Raw genomic sequence first — 16,808 nt, 5'->3', positions numbered from 1 at the left:
GGACGACATGCGTTTCTCGGGAGTAGTCGCCGTCACCGCGCTGGTGCTGAGCGGGCAGACCGCCGTCGCGGCTCCGGCACCGGTCCAGCCGGACCCGCTGCTGGCGTTCCTGCAGGATCCAGGCACAGCAGACCTGGCCAAGGCGGCGAAAGCGCGGGAAGCCAAGACCAGGGCGCGAGTGCTCACCTCCCAAGCACCTGGCCACACCTACGCGGAACGAGAACCGGCGTCGGCCCGTGGGCGCAACGACAGCCCGTGGACGGCCGAGCTCACGGGCTTCAAGCGAAGCGCCTTGTTCACGGGTTCACTGCTCGCAGACCCGACGATGCCGACCGTCAACGAGTTCGCGGAACCGAACGACACGCAGGCAACTGCTGGCGACACGGGCGTCGGCACGACCCACCGCGCGATCCGCACGACCGGCAAGATCGCACAACACGACCAGGACTTCTACCGGTTGCGCGGCACCGGACGTACAAAGCTCACCACCCGCACGGACGGCAGCGACCTCGACACCGTGCTGACGGTGTTCGACAGCGCTGGCAAGGAGATCGCGTCCAACGACACGGTCGGCGTGAGCACCGACGCACGGCTTGAGGTCGAGCTGGCGAAAGGCGCGGACTACTTCGTGCGCGTCACCGGCACGCAGAACACGTCCGGCTCCTACGAGTTGACACTCGCAGCCGGCGAAGGCAAGGGGGACAAGGACTTCTTCGCCATCGACCTCAAGGCGGGCGACGTGATCGGCGCGTCGGTGACGGGTGCGGCGCGCAAGGTCGTCGTGCACGACATCCGGGGCCGTGAGGTGATGGCGTCGCAGCAGGACTTCTCCGGCGTCTACCCGGAGGAAAGCCCGCTGCCCGGAGGCGGCAACGCGGTCGCGGACCACGTGGCGCCCCGCGACGGCCGGTACTACGTCGGGGTCGAGGACGGCGCCGGACGTTATGAGCTGACGGTCAAGGCGTTCCGGCCCGGCAGCGAGAAAGCCGGACTGCAGACGGTGTTCGTGGACTTCAACGGCGCGTTGGTGGACACGAGCGTGTGGGGCGCGCCGGGGGAGAAGCAGCTGTCACCGCTGAAGAGGTTCCTGCAGAACTGGGGTCTGCAAGGCGAGGAGAACGCGGTCATCACCGCAGCCGTCGACACGATCCGGGAAAACCTGGCGCTGCACGGGAAGTTCGGCGTCCGGCTGCTCAACAGCCGCGACCACGCGGATCCGTGGGGACAGCGCAACGTCAGCCGGCTGGTGATCGGCGGCACGATCGCCGAGTCGGGGGTCGAGACCGTGGCCATCGCGCAGACCATCGACCCCGGCAACTTCGGGCACGAGGAAACCGCACTGGTGCAGCTCGACCTGCTGAGCGCTCCAGCGGGTTCGTCGGTCTCGCTCAACACCTACCTCAGGCCGGAGAGCGACCGGGCGAAGTTCGTCGGCCGGGCGCTGGGCAACATCGCGGCGCACGAACTGGGGCACCTGTCCGGGTCGTGGCACCAGCACCAGTTCAACGAGCACGACACGTTGATGGACCAGGGCGGCAACCCCAGGGCGATGTTCGCGGTCGGTGCCGATGGCGTCGGCGGCAACGCCGACGACACCGACATCGACTTCGGAGAGGACCACTTCGTGTCGAACGAGGGCTTCTCCGGACTGGAGGACGCCGCCGCCCGCACTCGCTGGGGCTACCTCACCCCCGCGCGTTGACGTGCAGGGCGAGCGCCGTGCCCGCGCCCAGGGTGGCGGTGAACCGGCCGGAGGAGTCGACGGTGACGCGGGCGCAGCCGTTCTCCTGGACGTTGCAGTAGGTTCCGGCCGGCAGTGACGTCTGGAACGTGTTCGTCACCGCGAACGTCTCCCGGTTGATCGCGACGAAGCCCTTGTTGCCGCGGCTGAAGGCGACGGCGTCGTAACCGTTGTCCCACCAGTTGCTCACGTCGGTGCCGGCCACGGTGTTGCGGAAGGCGACCATGTTCGCGATCTGGGTCCACACGTGCTGGCACTTCCAGCCGCTGAAGCACACCGAGTTGCCGGGCGGACCCGCGTCCTTGTCGCTGAACTCGTACCCGGAGTACACCTGCGGCGAGCCGTAGGGCCAGGCGAGCATGAACACGTTGGCCAGCGTGTAGGTGGAGTTGTCCTTGTAGGTCAACGTGGAACCGTTGCGCTCGGTGTCCCAGTTGTCCACGAACGGCCTGGCCTGCCCGCTCGGCAGGAAGCCCCACGACTGGCCGAACGTGCGCAGGTACGCCAGGTTCTCGTGCTGGAAGATCCGCTTGAGGTCGTAGGCGTAGCGGAACTCGTCCACGTCGCCGGAACCGGTGTACTCGCCCGGCTGCACCGCCTCGCCGGCGCCGTAGATGACCTCGTGCACCCAGAAGATGCCGGGGTTGGTCAGCTTGGCCTTGATCGCGGCGAGGTCGGCGGCGGCCATGTGCTTGGCGGCGTCGACGCGGAACCCGTCCACGCCCATGGCGATGAGCCGGTTCAGGTACCCGGCGATCGCGCCCCGCACGTAGTCGCTGCCGGTGTCCAGATCGGACAGTCCGACGAGCTCGCAGTTCTGCACGTTGCCGCGGTCGGCGTAGTTGGAGATCGGCGAGCGGCAGGAGTGGAAGTCCCAGTCGCTGTACACGCCGGGGTAGTTGTACTTCGAGTAGCCGGACCCGCCGGTGCCGGTGCCCGAGCCGGCGCTCATGTGGTTGATCACGGCGTCGGCGATCACCTTGACGCCCGCGTTGTGGCAGGTCGTGATCATGTTTCGGAAGGCGGTCTCGTCACCGAGCCGCCCGGCGATCTTGTAGCTGACCGGCTGGTAGGACGTCCACCACTGGGGACCCTGGACGTGTTCGGTCGCAGGGGACACCTCCACGTAGCCGTAGCCCTTGGGGCCCAGCACGCCGGTGCACTCCGCCGCCACTCGGGCGAACGGCCACTGGAACAGGGTGACGGTGACGTCCTTGTTGCCCGGAGGGGCTGCAAAACCTTGCACAGGTGTGCACACGGCCGCGGCCAGCGCGGCGATGAGCACCACACGAAGAGCAGAGGAAACCACGGTGTCTCCTTGCAACAGGGATTCTTCACCCGTTCGTACCAGCCGGCGCTCGTACCGGGAAGGGTTGCAAGAAGTTTCACGCCGAGTTCGTCCGCCGGGCGTACGGGCGCGTCCACAGTGGAATGCCGGTGGCGGCGCGGTCGCGACCGCTACGGTGTGGGCGTGACGTCGTGGATCGAAGTGATCAACTTTGTCCGGGTGCGCTACGAGGTGCTGGAGGAGACCGACGACTGGCTGCGGTTCCGGCTCGGCACCGACGGGGAACGCACCCAGCAGGTCTCCGTGCACCACCTGCCGGACCTGGACGGCAAGGCGTGGGTGGAGATCTCCTCGCCGGTCGGCCGCGCCGACGAGGTCGACCTGCTGCGCTTCCTCGAGCTGGCCGGCGCGCCGGAGCTCGGCGGTGCCGGGATCGTCGACGGCATCGCGCTGCTCAAGCACGTGGCGCCGCTCGAGGAGCTGAGCATCCGCGAGGAGTTCGAGCGCCCGCTCACCCTGCTGGTCGCGCGCGCCGACGCCATGGAGCACGAGCTGACCAGCCGCGACCACTTCTAGCGCAACGCCTCGAGCAGCTCCTCCGGCGTCTCCAGCTGCGGCAGGTGGCCGGTGCGGGGGAGCAGCGTGAACGTCGCCCCCGGGATCGCGGCGGCGTAGGCCTTGCCGTACGCGGGGTCGACGATGCGGTCGCTCTCGCCCCACAGCACGCGCACAGGGATCTGCACGTCGCGGAGCCGGTCGAGCAGCGTGGGGTCGGACATCGACGGGCCGGTGTAGCCGATGAGCGCCTGCACGTCCGGGCTCGGGCCGTCGCTCGCCGGCGCGGGTGCTTTGGCCGGGTCGTGCCACGAGTGTGCCTGGATCTCGGCGAGGGTGAAGCCGCTGATGTCGGTCGCGGGGTGGCCGTCGACCTCGACGCCGATCCCGTTGACGATCACCGCCGCGCTGACGCGGGGGCTGTGCAGCAGGGCGATCTCGGCGGCCAGCCAGCCGCCGAAGGAGTTGCCGAGCACCGTCACGCCGGTGTGATCGAGCTCGTCCAGCATCGTCACGTAGTGCCTGGCGAGCTCGGCGACGCCGGTCAGTTCGGCGGGCCACGGCGTGCCGCCGAAGCCTGGATGGGTGGGTAACAGCACCTCGGAGCCGGTGCGTTCGGCCAGCAAATCAGCGAACTTCGTCATCGTGTGGACGCCGCCTCCGCCGTGGAGGAGCAAGTGGGTGGTAGTCATATAAGGAACCTTAGATAAGGATCCTTATTTAAGCAAGATGGCTAAGATCTGCGGTGTGAAGCACCGTCCCGCTGACGTCGCGCTCGCCGTGAAGCGCCTGCAACACCGCCACCACCGCGCGCTGAGCCAGGCGCTGGCCCCGCTCGGGCTGTCGCTGGTGCAGTGGGACACCCTGCGCCACCTGCACCGTCAGCCCGACGCGTCACTGCACGACCTGGCGATGCTGACCTTCCAGACCGACCAGTCGTTCGGTTCGCTCGCGGTGCGCATGGCCGAGCGCGGCCTCATCGAACGGGTCGCGGGGCCTGGTCGGGCGGTACGTCACCGGCTCACCGAAGACGGCGCACGGTTGCGGGCCGCCGGTCAGGACCTGGTCGACGAGATCATCGAGTCGTCGTTCGGCGCGCTCTCGGCCGCACAGCTGGATCAGCTGGGCGACCTGCTGGACGCCGCGCTCGGCTAGCGCTGTTCGCCCAGAAGTTTGGCGGCTGCCCAAGTCACCGCGGCGGCCGTGTCGACGGGGGTGTTCGACGGCTGCATCACGTGGCTGAGCACGTGCCGGACGATCAGGTCGACCGCGATGTCGAGCTCGTGCTTCTCCAGTGGCAGCTCGTAGGTCGCCAAGCAGCGCATGACCACGGCCTTCGCCGCGTCCAGCAGCCCGTCGGTGTGCGTGGTGAGCAACGGCAGCAGTTCGGTGTTCGCCCCGTGCGTAGCGGAGACAACGGCGTGCAGCAAGGCGTTGTCCTGCGCGAACTCCAGCACGCTCTGGACGGCGGCGTGGATCGCCGGCAGCACGTCGCCGGGGTGCTCGTCGAAGGCGGTGGTGACAACGGCGAGGAAGCGGCCGAGCTCGGTGAGCACGACCGCCTCCGCCAGCTGGGGTTTGGCGCCGACCTCGTTGTAGACGGTCTGCCGGCTCACGTTCAGCTCGGCCGCCAGCCGCGACATCGTCACCGCCTGCCAGCCCTGATCCGTGATCAGCTTGGCGGTGACCGACAGGATCGCGTCGCGCAGTGGTGTCATGAAGCCCCGATGGAGACGAAGTCGACCTTTTCCCGGACCCCGCAGTCAGGACAGCACCAGGAGTCGGGGACGGCCGACCACGGTGTTCCCGCCGGGAACCCCTCGCGGGGAGCACCGACCGCGGAGTCGTAAACGTAGCCGCAACCGGGACAGCGGCCACCGGCGGCGTCTCCGTCGAGCGTCGCGATGGTGTCGGTCGTGAGGTGAGCGGTGCCGGGCGCCTGCGGGTAGCGGGCCAGGACGCGTTCCCGTTTCGGCGGGTGGATGTTCGCGAGGCTCATGTCGCCGTTGAAGTGGGCGAGCACCCGCGGGTCCATGACGCGGCGCCACAACGGGGGCACCAGCGCGAGCAGGATCATGCCCGCGTACCCGGTGGGCAGCACCGGCGACTCCTCGAAGTCCCGCAGCGTTTGATAGCGCCGCACCGGGTTCGCGTGGTGGTCGCTGTGCCGTTGCAGGTGGTAGAGCAGGACGTTGGTGGCGATGTTGTTGGAGTTCCAGCTGTGGCTGGGGTTCACGCGCTCGTACCGCACGCGGCCGGGGATCCCGACTTTCTGCCGCAGCATGCCGTAGTGCTCCATGTAGTTCACGACTTCCAGCAACGAGAAGCCGACCACGGCCTGCAGCACCAGGTACGGCAGGATGCCCACCCCGAGCCACCAGATCATCGCGCCCCACAGCACCGCCGACATCAGCCACGCGTTGAGCACGTCGTTGCCGATGCGCCACGGATGCCGGTCGCGGCGTGCGTACCGCTTCTTCTCCAGCCGCCAAGCGCTTCGCACGGACCCGGCGACGGTGCGCGGCCAGAACCGGTAGAAGCTCTCGCCGACCCGCGCGCTGGCGGGGTCCTCCGGCGTCGCGACGCGCACGTGGTGACCGCGGTTGTGCTCGATGTAGAAGTGGCCGTAGAAGCTCTGCGCCAGCGCGATCTTGGACAGCCAGCGCTCGTGGCTCTCCTTCTTGTGCCCCAACTCGTGCGCGGTGTTGATGCCGATGCCGCCGATGCACCCGATGGACACCGCGAGCCCGATCTTGTCGGTTGTGGACAGATCGCCGGTCGCGATCACGTAGAAGGCCACGACGAAGCCCGCGTACTGGATCGGCAGGAACAGGAACGTGATCCAGCGGTAGTAGCGGTCCTGCTCCAGCGCCTCGATCAGCTCGTCCGGCGGGTTGGAGCGGTCGAGACCGGCCAGCAGGTCGATGGCCGGAACGATCAGCAGCACGACGACCGGGCCGGTCCACAGCCAGATGTCCCAGCCGGTCAGCGCGTGCAGGCCCAGTGCGACGAAGGCGAGCGACGGGACCACCAGACCGATCAGCCACAGGTAGCGCTTGCGGTCCTTCCACTGCTCGGTCGAGCCGGGCGTGACAGTGCCTGTCATCGGTCGCTCCTCCGTCGCGGGCTTTACAAAACCGTAGGAGTTGTAAAACCGGTTTGACAAGTAAGGGCGAGATGTAAAGTCAGACTGTTTCGATAAAGGACCTGATCAGCGGATCGTCGTTCTTCCACGCGAGGACGACCGGGCTGGGCGGCATGTCCGCGAGCGGCACCACCTTCAGCTCCGCGCCGAGGTCTGTCAGTGGAGCCAGGCCGACGGTGCCGTTCCACAGCACGGACTGGATGCACTCCTGCACTGCGCGAAGCGTGGGGCCCTGCCTGGGTTTGCCGCCGTTCCAGTAGTTCCGCCAGATCTCGTCGGTGCCTTCTGGGAACTGGAACCAGGTGCGGTCGTCGAGGTCCTTCGTGGTGAGGTGGGGTCTGCTTGCGAGCGGGTCGTCCGCCCTGAGCACCGCGCCGACCGGATCTTCGCGCAGGACAAGGGTTTTGAGGCCTTCTGTGTGGAACGGACCGCGCGTGAGGGCGATGTCGACCTGGTTGGTGCGCAGGCCGCAGGTGGGATCGGTGAGGTCGGCCTCGCGAATGCGGATCTCGACGTCGGGATGCTTCCGCCGGAACCCGGCGGCGAGCGCGGCGGCGGTGCGGTCGTCCAGGATGCCGATGGTGATCGTCCTGGCCAGCTTGGCTTTGATGCGGTCGGCGTGGTCCAGCAGGGCTTTCGCCTCGTGCAGCAGCGTGCGACCGGACTCGGTGAGCGCGACGCCGGCGGGGGAGCGGTGCAGCAGCGTGGTGCCGAGGTCGGCTTCCAGGTGCTTGATCGCCCGGCTCAGTGGTGGCTGGCTCATGTGGAGCCGTCGGGCCGCCCTCCCGAAGTGGAGTTCTTCGGCGACGGCGACGAAGTAGCGCAGTGTCCGCAGCTCCATGATCAGGCACGATACTCGCGCGGTATCGGCTGTGTTTTCTTGGTCTTGGACAGCCTCGGGCGGGAGGCGGTGGAGTTGGGGCATGAACATTCCCGACCCCGTCGTTGACGTTTCCGGTGCAGTCTCGGTTGCTCCTGATGTTGTGGTGATCCCGAACGATGGTGTTGGTCTCGTGCCCAACATCGGTGTTGTCGGTGGCACTGATGCCGTTCTCGTTGTGGACACCGGACTCGGCGTTGCCAACGCTTCCGCAGTGCTTTCGTTTGCGTCGGAGGTGGCTCGCGGGCGGCGGATCTACCTGACCACCACGCACTTCCACCCCGAGCACGCGTTCGGGGCTTCGGTGTTCGACCGGTATCTCGTGAATCGGGCTCAGGCTGCGGACTTGAGGCGGAAGGGCGCCGGCTACCTGGAGATGTTCCGCGGGTTCGGCGGTGTTGTGGCCGACCGGTTGGCCGGGGCCTCGGTGCCGGAGCCGGACGTCGTGTTCGACGGGGTGCACACGCTCGACCTCGGCGGTCGTTCGGTGGTGCTGCGGCCCACCGGGCGCGGGCACACGTTGGGGGACCAGGTGATCGAGGTGCCGGATGCGGGCGTGCTGTTCACCGGCGACCTCGCCGAGACGGACCAGTTCGCGATCTTCCCGTGGTTCCCGCCCCACGACACCGATGTCTCCGGGGTGGCGTGGATTCGTGTGATGGACCGGTTGATCGCCGCGCAGCCCCGGATCGTGGTGCCTGGGCACGGGGCCACGGGTGGTTCGGAGGTGTTGTCCGGCGTGCGGGACTACCTGTGCGAGTTGCGCGACGAGACGTGGCGGCGGCGGGACTCCGCGGATGTGGTGGCCGAGGTGCGGGCGGTGCTGGTCGAGCGGTACCCCGCGTGGACCGGGCAGGAGTGGATCGAGCGCGGGGTCGGGTGCCTGTGCGCTGAATAGGGGTCCGTTTGGCCGCCTCCGGTGAGGTGGTGCTGAGCCTGGACCGCGACCACGTTCACACCGCGACGACGACGCCGTTCCCGATCGGGTTCCTGCCCGGCGACCTCGTCGACGTCGACTCGTGGCTGCGGACGGGCGGCGAGCCGGAGGGCGTCCACCTCGCGTTCCGCGACTGGCCGTGGGATCAGCCGGTTGCCTGGCTGTCGCCTGGAGTCGTTGCGCTGCAACGGACCCAGGAACGCGTGACGGTCAGCTCTATAGCTTCAGTGTTGACTAAAGGTAGTCCTCACCGAGGTGGGCGCGGATGACCTTCTTGGGCACGCACATGGTCCAAGCACCGACGACGAGCTCGGTCATCTCCTCGACGTCGAGCTCGGCCATCGAGGCGTGCACCCACTGGAACCGCATGTCGGACTGGCTCGGGAACGCGAACTTGACCGGGTCGCTCGCGACCAGGGCCTCGCGTTCCTCGCGCGGATAGCCGAAGCCGAGCACGGTTTCGTCGCGGGAGAGGGCCGCGTAGACGATCTGGCCCACGCGGAACTTCACCCGGTCGCGGATCAGGTGTTCGGTGGTGCGCGGCAACGACAGCGCCACGGCACGGATGTCGGCGACGGTGACCATCAGGCAATCCTGTACGCCGCGGCGCCGTTGTGCAGGTACTTGGCGCGACCGTGTTCGTCGGAACCGATCAGGGACATGACTTCGTGGCTGCCCGTGGTGATGATCGTGCGCTCGCCCAGGCGAACGACCTCGACGCTTGGCTTGCCGGGGAACAGCTCGGTGCGCGCGCGGTAGGTCAGGGATGTGCCGTCGAGGGTGATGTCGTACAACGGGTTGCGGTAGGTGCCGCGCATCCAGTCGTCGATCGGGGCTGGGTTCTTTGGTGGCACGGGTAGGGGTGGCGTTTCGATGCCGGCCGCGTTGAAGATCTCGTAGGCGAGCGGGACGCCGTTGGTGCTGTTGGTCAGCACGGCCACGGCCAGTCCGGTCGCCGGGACCACCCGCAGGAAAGCTTTCTGTCCCTTGGAGACGCCGGTGTGGCCGAGGACGCCGCCGGGGTAGCGCATCCAGGCGAGTGCCCAGCCGACGACGCCTTCGCCGAAGTCCGGGACGTCGAGCTGGGGTTCGCGCAGTGCAGCGAGGGCTGGGTCGGTGAGGTGGTGGCGGACGAAGGTGAGCAGGTCGTGGGCGCTCATCGCGAGGTGAGAGCCGCTGGGCGCGGTCTGGTACGAGACCGCCCACTTCTTCGTGGGTGTCGTCCGCACATGTCCTACGGCGACGCGGTGCAGGATCGCTTCGTACACGTCGGTGGCGACCGCGTTCAGGCCTAGTGGCGTGACGAGGTTGTCGCGCAGTACGTCGTGGAACGGCTTGTCGCGCAGCACTTCGATGAGTCGGCCGAGCACCACGAACCCGCTGTTGGAGTAGGAGTGCACGGTGCCGGGCGGGAGGAGGTGCTCTTCGTCGGCGAGAGCGGTGACGAACTCCTCGATGCTGCTCGTGTCGGTGAAGTGGTTGGGGGCGATGCCGCTGGTGTGGGTGAGCAGGTGCCTGGCGGTGACGGTGGCCGTGGCTTCGGGGTCGCTCAGCCGGAAGCCGGGCAGGTAGGTCCTGAGTGGACGGTCGAGGTCCAGCGCGCCTTCGTCGGCCAGTTGCTGGACGAGGGTGGCCGTCCAGATCTTGGTGATCGAGCCGATCTTGAAGATGGCATCGGTCGTGGTCTCGACCTGCGTGTGCCGGCTGAGCACGCCGGCGGCCTCGTCGTGGATCTCGCCGTTGTCGAGCACGGCGACCTGTGCGCCCGGCACGTCGTGCTTCTCGAGGAGCTCGCGGAGGTTCATGTCCTGGGCAGGGCGTTGGTGTTGTGGAGGAACTTCGCCCGGCCTTCGTCGTCGCGGCCGACGAACGTGAGGACGTAGTGGGTGCCGAAGTCCGGCTCCAGCGTGATGATCGAGGTGTCGTCGAAGCGGACGATCTCGGCGCGGTCGTGGAGCTCGGTGCCGTCGCGCGAGGTGTAGCTGATGAACGCCCGGTCGTTCTCCTTGGCGATGGTGTAGTCGACCGTGGTGCCGCGGTAGGTGCCGGTCATCCAGTCTTCGACCGGGGCGGGGTCGGCTGGTGGGGTGTGGCGGGGCGGGGTTTCGACGCCGGCGAGCTCGCGCAGGGTGTCGGTGATGACCTCGTGGGCCAGCGGGGCGCCGCCGAGGCCGTTGGTCAGGACGGCGACTGCGACGCCCTTGTCCGGGACGACCCGCAGGAACGCCTTCTGGCCGATGGTGGTGCCGGTGTGGCCGACGACGCCGTCGCCGTACAGCATCCAGCCGAGTCCCCACTGCGGTGGGCCGACGTTCGGGGGTACGTCCACCTGGGGTTCGCGCAGCTCGGCGAAGTCGGTGAGGTGCAGGCGGATGAACGCGAGCAGGTCGTGGGCGCTCATCGCGAGTTGCGCGCCGCCGGGGGCGTTGGAGTAGGCGAGCGCCCACGTCTTGACGGGGGTGAGCGCGCCGTTGACGGCTTCGTGGCCCACGGCGGCGCGGTGCAGGATCGCCTCGTAGGCGTTGGTGGAGACGGTTTGCAGGCCTAGCGGCGTGACGAGCTCTTCGCGCAGGACGTCGTGGAACGGCTTGTCGTGCAGCACTTCGATGAGTCGGCCGAGCACGGCGAACCCGGTGTTGCTGTAGGAGAACATCGTGCCGGGCGGGAAGAGCTGGTCGGCGGGGGACAGGGTGGCGACGAATCGCGCGATGGCGGCGTCGTCGAGGCCGGTGTCGGTGAAGTGGTTGCCATCGATACCGCTCGTGTGGGCGAGCAAGTGCCGCGCCGTGATGGCGTCGCTCATTTTGAATTCTGGCAAATACTGACGAATCGGACAATCGAGATCAAGTACGCCTTCGTTCACCAATTTCTGGGCCAACGTCGACGTCCAGATCTTCGTGATCGAGCCGATCTGGAACACCGAGTCGGTCGTCGTCTCGATTCGCGTCCGGAGGCTCAGCACGCCCGCCGCGTGCTCCTCGATCATGCCGTTGACCAGCACCGCGACCTGCGCGCCCGGCACGTTGTGCCGCTGAATCAGTTCAGTCGGATTCCACCCCACGGAAAGACCCTATAGGGGTTGGCCGCCAATTGAGACCGGAACGAATTCGGAACTGTGAGAGCGTGGCCACACTTGTCTCCCCTTTTCACTCGATCGGGTGAAAAGTGGGGCAATGAACTTAAGACGGTCCCTTCCGGCTCTTCTTCCGCTGGTGCTCTCCGCGTCCTTCTTCGCGGTCGGCACGGCTGAGTCGGGGACACCGAAGCAAAGCCCCGTCAACGTCACGGCCGACGCGATCCGGTTCGACCCGCACGCGCCCAAGCTCGACGTCACGTACGGGTCCTCCGCGCTGGAGTTGAAGTACATCCGCAAGGACGCGGACAAGCCGAACGGCTGCACGACCCGCGACCACGAGGAGACCGAGGAGGCGGAGGTCCAGCCAGGCGCCGGCCACGTCACCGTCGGCGGCACCAGGTACGACCTGGTGCAGTTCCACTTCCACACGCCGTCCGAGCACAAGTTCGGCGGCCGCAACACCCCGCTCGAGATGCATCTCGTCCACCGCAGTGCGGAGGGCAAGCTGCTGGTCGTCGGCGTCCCGCTGGTCGTCGGCCCGCACTCGGTGGTGGACGACGTCCTGGCGAAGCTCGCGCCGGAGTGCGGCGACCCGGTCGACATCGAGCCGATCAACCTCAACCGGTTGCTTCCGGCCTACAACGACCAGACGCTGCACTACACCGGCTCGCTCACCACGGCGCCGTTCACCGAGGGCGTCGAGTGGTACCTCACCAGCCCGCAGCACGTGACGGCCGTGACCATCGCGCGCTTCAAGGGGCTGTTCAGCTCGGGCAACGCTCGCGCTACGCAGCCGCTCAACGGGCGGACCTTGGTCGAGGTTCCGCGCATCTGATCCACCGCTAGCCGAGAAGGCCGGTCCCCGTTGTGGGGCCGGCCTTCTTTGCGTGATGGGGGTGGGGTGAGGGGTGGTTGGTGCGGCGGGGCGTGGGGCGGTGGGGCCCAGGAGTGGAGGGCATGGCGGGCGGTGTGGGGTGCGGCGTAGGCAGGGGTGCGGCGCGCTGCTGGCCGGCGGTGGTCTTGCGGTGCCGGTGATCTCCGTCGCGCCGGAGAAGCGTGTGAGCAGCGGCACCGCCGGTAAGGCTTCTGAAGCGCGTCAGAACGGCCGTAAAATCGTTCCGGTAGCTAACTAACTTCGGGGGAGCTTTGAACACGACTCGCGCCATGACCGCGCTCGCGCTCGGCGGGTTCGGCATCGGTACGACCGAGTTCGCGACGATGGGGCTGTTGCCGCAGATCGCGGAGACGTTCCGGATTCCCGACTACGAGGCGAGCCACGCGATCAGTCTCTACGCCGCCGGGGTTGTGGTGGGGGCGCCGTTGATCGCGGTGCTCGGGGCGAAGTTGTCGCGCAAGGGCATGCTCATCGGTTTGATGCTCGCGGTGGCGCTGGGCAACGGCCTGAGTGCTGCGGCGCAGGACAAGACGTTGCTGCTCGTGGCGCGGTTTGTCGCCGGGCTGCCGCACGGTGCGTTCTTTGGCATCGCGGCGGTGGTGGCGGCGACGCTCGTGGCTCCCGAACGGCGCGGCACGGCTGTTGCGCGTGTGATGGTCGGACTGACTGTGGCGAACCTTGTTGGCGTACCGCTGGCAACGGCCGCGGGGCAGCAGATCGGGTGGCGTACGGCGTACCTGGCGGTGGCGGTGATCGCGTTGGTCACGGCGGCGGCGATCGCGGCGTGGGTGCCGAGGGTGCCCAAGGTCGAAGGCGCGTCGATGAAGGGCGAGGTCCGCGCGTTCGGCCGGCCGACGGTGTGGTTCGCGATCTTCACCGGCATGATCGGCTTCGGCGGCATGTTCGCCGTCTACTCCTACGTCGCCCCGTTGACCACCGAGGTCGCCGGGCTCTCCCAGTCGGCGGTGCCGTGGATGCTCGCGGTGTTCGGGCTCGGCATGACGCTCGGCGCCACGTTCGGCGGCCGGTTCGTGGACCGGTCCGCGCTGGGCTCGGTGTTCGGCGGCCTGGTCGCGGTCTGCCTGATCCTGGTCCTCTTCGGACTGACCGCGACCATTCCCGCGTTCCTGTTCACGAACCTGTTCCTGCTCGGGTTCGTGGTGCAGATCCTGGCCGCCGCGCTGCAGATCCGGCTGATGGATGCCTCGCCGGACGCGCCGTCGCTCGCGTCGTCGTCGAACCACTCGTCGCTCAACGTCGCCAACGGCGCGGGTGCGTGGCTCGGCGGGCTGGCGATCGCGGCGGGCTGGGGCTACACGTCAACGGCCTGGGTCGGCGTGGCGCTTTCGTTGGCAGGACTGGCGATCGCGCTGGCGTCGGTGATCTACGAACGACGGGCCTTCACACGCGAGACCACGAACCAGACGATGGCGATGGCCAGCGCGGCCAGCACCGCCGTGGAGACCCAGCCCAGGTAGCGGTCGACCAGCTCGTAGTTCTCACCGAGAAAGTAGCCCGCGAGGATCAGCGCGGAGTTCCACACCAGGCTGCCGGCCGCGGTGTAGAGGGTGAACCGGGCGATCGGCATCCCGGACACCCCGGCCGGGATGGAGATCAGGCTCCGCACCACCGGCACCATCCGCCCGACGAACACGGCCATGTTGCCGTGCTTGTCGAACCACTCGTCGGCTTTGTCCACATCGGACACCGAAACGAACGGCATCTTGTCCGCGATCCGCCGCATCCGGTCCAGCCCGAGCCAGTGGCCCAGGCCGTACAACAGCAGCGCGCCGACGACCGAACCCGCGGTGGTCCACAGGATCGCCGCGAACAGCGAGATCTTGCCCTGGCCGGCGGTGAACCCGGCCAGCGGCAGGATCACCTCGCTCGGCACCGGCGGGAACACGTTCTCCAGCGCGACCGCGAGCCCGGCGCCGGGCGAGCCCAGCGCCTCCATCAGCCGAGTGATCCACTCCATAACCGGATTTACCCGTTTCGCCCCGCCCCTCAACCTCGGCCGAGCGGGTGGAGACGGATCTCCACCCCGGCTACGGCGCTGGGCCCACGCGCTGACCTGCCCGGATTCCTAGCGTTGAGGCCATGAGCGGAACTGTTGAGATCGTGCTGATCGTCGCCGCGATCAGCTATGTACTGGCGCGCAGGCTGATGGGGGAGCCGGCAGAGGGGAAGCGGCTGCTGGTGCTCCCGGTCGTGCTCGGCGTGATCGGGCTGACACAGACCTCGCTGTCCGCGGCCCTCGCGGTCAGCGCGGCGCTCAGCGTGGTGTTCGGGCTGCTGCGCGGACTGACCATCCGCACGTACGAGCAGGACGGCATCGTGATGTTGCGCTACACGGCGATGACGATCGCGGTGTGGGCAGCGAGCATCGGAGCGAGGTTCGCCCTCGGGTTCGTGACGAGCTCGAACGGAAGCAACGGCCTGATGCTCGTGGTCGGCGCGGGCCTGCTCGCCGAGGGGCTGGTCGTGCTGGCCAAGGCCGTGCGGGTGCGTGGGCAGGTCGTGTGGTCGAAGGGCCGCAACGGGGAACCGCACCGCACGTCACCGTTCCTCGACTCCTGGCAGCAGAGGGTGCACGGGAACGGGCATGATTCATCCCGATGAGGTTCACCGACCAGCTGATCCGGCCGCTTGCGACGCTGGTGCTCGCCGCGATCACCGTCGTGCACCTGGCCGAGCGCCCGCCGCACCTGCCGGAACTGACCTGGGCCCTGACCGCCGTGGTGATCGCCGCGGCGGTCGCGTGCGTGTTCGTGCTGGACCGGCTGCCGCAACCGGGACAGGTCGCGCTGGTCACGTTGTTCGTGGTGGCGAGCGCGCCGTTGTTCGCGCTGGCACCGGACACCGCGGCGGTGGTGTTCGTGTTCCTCGCGACGAGCACGGCCGGCCGTCAGCTCGGCTCCAGGCGGATCTCCGTCGCACTGGCCGTCACGGGCTCGCTGCTCACGACGGTCTCGGCGTGGCTGGCGGAAGCGCTCGGCGTGCCGGACGTGCCGCGGTGGTGGCTGTGCCTCACCGCCGGGTTGCCGGTGTTCTTCGGCCTGATCCGGCGGGAACGCGCCGCGGCCGCCGAATACGCGGCGGCACTGGAGGAACGCGGCCGGATCGCCCGCGAGATCCACGACGTGGTCGGGCATTCGCTGTCCGGTATCGCCGTGCAGCTCGACATGGCCGACGCCCTGCACGCCGCGGGCAAGTCCGACGAGGCCAACGAAGCCGTGCGGCGCGCACGCGCGCTGGCGGTGTCCGGGCTGAAGGAAACCCGGCGCGCGGTGCACGCGTTGCGGGAGGACCCAAAGCCGCTGCCGGAGACGCTCGCACGGCTCGCCGAGAGCCACGGCGCGTCGTTCCACGTCAACGGGGTGGGCTCGGTGCGCGTCGAGATCGCACAGGCCGTCATCCGCGCCGCACAGGAAGCCTTGACCAACGCGCACAAGCACGCGCCTGGCGCGGGCGTGGAACTGTTGCTGGAGTACGAGCCGTTGGTGGTCAGGCTGACCGTGAGCGACAGCGGCTCAGCGGGGGACGGGCAGCCGGGTGGCGGAATGGGCCTGGTGGGCATGAGGGAACGGGCTGCTTTGCTGGGTGGAAAGCTGTTCGCGGGCCGGGAAGGTCCAGGGTGGACGGTGCGGATGGAGCTGCCGCGATGATCAGGCTGTTGATCGTGGACGACCAGGCGGCGGTCCGCGACGGGCTCGCCGTCATGCTCGACCTCGACCCGGACGTCACCGTCGTCGGCACCGCGTCGAACGGCCAGGAAGCCCTTGCGGCCGTCGCGGAACTGAAGCCGGAGGTCGTGCTGATGGACCTCAACATGCCGGTCATGGGCGGCGCGGAGGCGACCGGCCGGTTGCGGGCCTCGAATCCCGAGTTGCCGGTCGTCGTGCTGACCACTTTCGACGACGACGAGTCGATCCTGGCGGCGTTGCGCGCGGGCGCCCGCGGCTACCTGACCAAGGACGCCGACCGCGGCACGATCATCCAGGCCGTGCGGGCCGCCCACGCCGGCAACGCGATCCTCGACCCCGCGGTGCAGCTGCGGTTGCTCGACCTCGCCAGCCGCAGGCCCGTCGAACAGCCCGGTGTCGACCTGACCGCCCGAGAACGCGAGGTGCTCGACCTGATCGGCGAAGGGCTGCGCAACGGCGAGATCGCGCGGCGGCTGTTCATCAGCGAGGCCACCGTGAAGACGCACATCAACAACCTGTTCGCCAAGGCGGACCTGCACTCCCGCGCGGACGCGGTCCGGCTCGCCCTGGCGCTCAGGGGCTGA

18 protein-coding genes are annotated in these 16,808 nt (G+C 68.3%); 9 read left to right on the top strand and 9 right to left on the bottom strand.

Features of this window, described 5'->3' with window-relative positions; translation table 11 throughout:
- The first annotated feature begins 7 nt into the window (after positions 1-7).
- Entirely contained in the window at positions 8-1,702 is a 1,695-nt protein-coding gene (locus DI276_RS25415) for a PPC domain-containing protein (RefSeq protein ID WP_157984921.1), read from the top strand.
- Here the strand turns inward: DI276_RS25415 and DI276_RS25410 are convergent.
- Complete coding sequence (locus DI276_RS25410) at positions 1,686-3,050, bottom strand: alpha-amylase (protein ID WP_112267517.1); 1,365 nt, start codon at positions 3,048-3,050, stop codon at positions 1,686-1,688. The two genes, DI276_RS25415 and DI276_RS25410, sit on opposite strands and share 17 nt — an antisense overlap.
- A 162-nt stretch (positions 3,051-3,212) precedes the next feature.
- On the opposite strand from DI276_RS25410, the gene DI276_RS25405 reads away from it, so the two are divergent.
- Positions 3,213-3,605 (top strand): hypothetical protein, encoded by a 393-nt coding sequence (locus DI276_RS25405; protein ID WP_112267738.1) that lies wholly within the window; start codon positions 3,213-3,215, stop codon positions 3,603-3,605.
- Here the strand turns inward: DI276_RS25405 and DI276_RS25400 are convergent.
- The gene (locus tag DI276_RS25400) at positions 3,602-4,276 is read right to left on the bottom strand and encodes an alpha/beta fold hydrolase (RefSeq protein ID WP_112267515.1); all 675 of its coding nucleotides are present in this window, start codon (positions 4,274-4,276) and stop codon (positions 3,602-3,604) included. The two genes, DI276_RS25405 and DI276_RS25400, sit on opposite strands and share 4 nt — an antisense overlap.
- 55 nt (positions 4,277-4,331) lie before the next feature.
- Between DI276_RS25400 and DI276_RS25395 the strand changes: the two genes are divergently transcribed.
- On the top strand, positions 4,332-4,739 hold the full coding sequence (locus tag DI276_RS25395) for a MarR family winged helix-turn-helix transcriptional regulator (protein ID WP_112267513.1): 408 nt from the start codon (positions 4,332-4,334) through the stop codon (positions 4,737-4,739).
- On the opposite strand, the gene DI276_RS25390 is transcribed toward DI276_RS25395, so the two are convergent.
- From DI276_RS25390 to DI276_RS25380, 3 genes are all read right to left on the bottom strand, one after another.
- Positions 4,736-5,302 carry a TetR/AcrR family transcriptional regulator gene (locus DI276_RS25390; protein WP_112267511.1) on the bottom strand — a complete coding sequence of 189 codons (567 nt, stop codon included), beginning with the start codon at positions 5,300-5,302 and terminating at the stop codon, positions 4,736-4,738. The two genes, DI276_RS25395 and DI276_RS25390, sit on opposite strands and share 4 nt — an antisense overlap.
- Positions 5,299-6,690, bottom strand: coding sequence for a fatty acid desaturase (locus DI276_RS25385; protein WP_112267509.1), 1,392 nt, complete (start codon positions 6,688-6,690; stop codon positions 5,299-5,301). Before DI276_RS25385 ends, DI276_RS25390 begins: the two co-directional genes overlap by 4 nt.
- Positions 6,691-6,769: 79 nt before the next feature.
- Entirely contained in the window at positions 6,770-7,570 is an 801-nt protein-coding gene (locus DI276_RS25380; RefSeq protein WP_112267507.1) for a LysR family transcriptional regulator, read from the bottom strand.
- A gap of 82 nt (positions 7,571-7,652) precedes the next feature.
- Between DI276_RS25380 and DI276_RS25375 the strand changes: the two genes are divergently transcribed.
- Positions 7,653-8,507 carry an MBL fold metallo-hydrolase gene (locus DI276_RS25375; RefSeq protein WP_112267505.1) on the top strand — a complete coding sequence of 285 codons (855 nt, stop codon included), beginning with the start codon at positions 7,653-7,655 and terminating at the stop codon, positions 8,505-8,507.
- Positions 8,508-8,780: 273 nt separating this feature from the next.
- Here DI276_RS25375 and DI276_RS25370 read toward each other — a convergent pair whose 3' ends face one another.
- The 3 genes from DI276_RS25370 to DI276_RS25360 are packed head-to-tail and all read right to left on the bottom strand — an operon-like array spanning position 8,781 to position 11,607.
- A complete protein-coding gene (locus DI276_RS25370) occupies positions 8,781-9,131 on the bottom strand; it encodes an MmcQ/YjbR family DNA-binding protein (protein WP_112267502.1) in 351 nt (116 codons plus the stop codon).
- Positions 9,131-10,351: a serine hydrolase domain-containing protein gene (locus DI276_RS25365; RefSeq protein ID WP_112267499.1), complete on the bottom strand. Its 1,221-nt coding sequence runs from the start codon at positions 10,349-10,351 to the stop codon at positions 9,131-9,133. Before DI276_RS25365 ends, DI276_RS25370 begins: the two co-directional genes overlap by 1 nt.
- The gene (locus tag DI276_RS25360) at positions 10,348-11,607 is read right to left on the bottom strand and encodes a serine hydrolase domain-containing protein (RefSeq protein WP_198680870.1); all 1,260 of its coding nucleotides are present in this window, start codon (positions 11,605-11,607) and stop codon (positions 10,348-10,350) included. Before DI276_RS25360 ends, DI276_RS25365 begins: the two co-directional genes overlap by 4 nt.
- A gap of 151 nt (positions 11,608-11,758) precedes the next feature.
- On the opposite strand from DI276_RS25360, the gene DI276_RS25355 reads away from it, so the two are divergent.
- The gene (locus DI276_RS25355; protein WP_157984919.1) at positions 11,759-12,457 is read left to right on the top strand and encodes a carbonic anhydrase family protein; all 699 of its coding nucleotides are present in this window, start codon (positions 11,759-11,761) and stop codon (positions 12,455-12,457) included.
- Between the two features lie 329 nt (positions 12,458-12,786).
- Positions 12,787-13,995 carry an MFS transporter gene (locus DI276_RS25350; protein ID WP_112267495.1) on the top strand — a complete coding sequence of 403 codons (1,209 nt, stop codon included), beginning with the start codon at positions 12,787-12,789 and terminating at the stop codon, positions 13,993-13,995.
- Here DI276_RS25350 and DI276_RS25345 read toward each other — a convergent pair.
- A complete protein-coding gene (locus DI276_RS25345) occupies positions 13,902-14,495 on the bottom strand; it encodes a DedA family protein (RefSeq protein WP_112267493.1) in 594 nt (197 codons plus the stop codon). The two genes, DI276_RS25350 and DI276_RS25345, sit on opposite strands and share 94 nt — an antisense overlap.
- A 122-nt stretch (positions 14,496-14,617) precedes the next feature.
- Between DI276_RS25345 and DI276_RS25340 the strand changes: the two genes are divergently transcribed.
- The 3 genes from DI276_RS25340 to DI276_RS25330 are packed head-to-tail and all read left to right on the top strand — an operon-like array spanning position 14,618 to position 16,808.
- Positions 14,618-15,139 (top strand): DUF1453 domain-containing protein, encoded by a 522-nt coding sequence (locus DI276_RS25340; protein WP_112267491.1) that lies wholly within the window; start codon positions 14,618-14,620, stop codon positions 15,137-15,139.
- On the top strand, positions 15,136-16,185 hold the full coding sequence (locus tag DI276_RS25335; RefSeq protein ID WP_112267489.1) for a sensor histidine kinase: 1,050 nt from the start codon (positions 15,136-15,138) through the stop codon (positions 16,183-16,185). The genes DI276_RS25340 and DI276_RS25335 overlap by 4 nt, the downstream gene beginning before the upstream one ends.
- Positions 16,182-16,808 carry a response regulator gene (locus DI276_RS25330; RefSeq protein WP_112267734.1) on the top strand — a complete coding sequence of 209 codons (627 nt, stop codon included), beginning with the start codon at positions 16,182-16,184 and terminating at the stop codon, positions 16,806-16,808. Before DI276_RS25335 ends, DI276_RS25330 begins: the two co-directional genes overlap by 4 nt.

The sequence above is a fragment of the Lentzea terrae genome (assembly GCF_003265345.1).
Lineage (GTDB): Bacteria > Actinomycetota > Actinomycetes > Mycobacteriales > Pseudonocardiaceae > Lentzea > Lentzea terrae.
Note: the sequence above shows the minus strand (reverse complement) of the source record. Positions and strands in the feature narration are given on the sequence as shown.

Excerpts from the sequence above, each read along its gene's own strand:
- DI276_RS25345 (WP_112267493.1), bottom strand. The coding sequence starts at position 14,495 with ATGGAGTGGATCACTCGGCTGATGGAGGCGCTGGGCTCGCCCGGCGCC.
- DI276_RS25400 (WP_112267515.1), bottom strand. The coding sequence starts at position 4,276 with ATGACTACCACCCACTTGCTCCTCCACGGCGGAGGCGGCGTCCACACG.
- DI276_RS25375 (WP_112267505.1), top strand. The coding sequence starts at position 7,653 with ATGAACATTCCCGACCCCGTCGTTGACGTTTCCGGTGCAGTCTCGGTT.
- DI276_RS25370 (WP_112267502.1), bottom strand. The coding sequence starts at position 9,131 with ATGGTCACCGTCGCCGACATCCGTGCCGTGGCGCTGTCGTTGCCGCGC.
- DI276_RS25415 (WP_157984921.1), top strand. The coding sequence starts at position 8 with ATGCGTTTCTCGGGAGTAGTCGCCGTCACCGCGCTGGTGCTGAGCGGG.
- DI276_RS25390 (WP_112267511.1), bottom strand. The coding sequence starts at position 5,302 with ATGACACCACTGCGCGACGCGATCCTGTCGGTCACCGCCAAGCTGATC.
- DI276_RS25330 (WP_112267734.1), top strand. The coding sequence starts at position 16,182 with ATGATCAGGCTGTTGATCGTGGACGACCAGGCGGCGGTCCGCGACGGG.
- DI276_RS25380 (WP_112267507.1), bottom strand. The coding sequence starts at position 7,570 with ATGGAGCTGCGGACACTGCGCTACTTCGTCGCCGTCGCCGAAGAACTC.
- DI276_RS25350 (WP_112267495.1), top strand. The coding sequence starts at position 12,787 with ATGACCGCGCTCGCGCTCGGCGGGTTCGGCATCGGTACGACCGAGTTC.
- DI276_RS25385 (WP_112267509.1), bottom strand. The coding sequence starts at position 6,690 with ATGACAGGCACTGTCACGCCCGGCTCGACCGAGCAGTGGAAGGACCGC.
- DI276_RS25365 (WP_112267499.1), bottom strand. The coding sequence starts at position 10,351 with ATGAACCTCCGCGAGCTCCTCGAGAAGCACGACGTGCCGGGCGCACAG.
- DI276_RS25335 (WP_112267489.1), top strand. The coding sequence starts at position 15,136 with ATGAGGTTCACCGACCAGCTGATCCGGCCGCTTGCGACGCTGGTGCTC.
- DI276_RS25340 (WP_112267491.1), top strand. The coding sequence starts at position 14,618 with ATGAGCGGAACTGTTGAGATCGTGCTGATCGTCGCCGCGATCAGCTAT.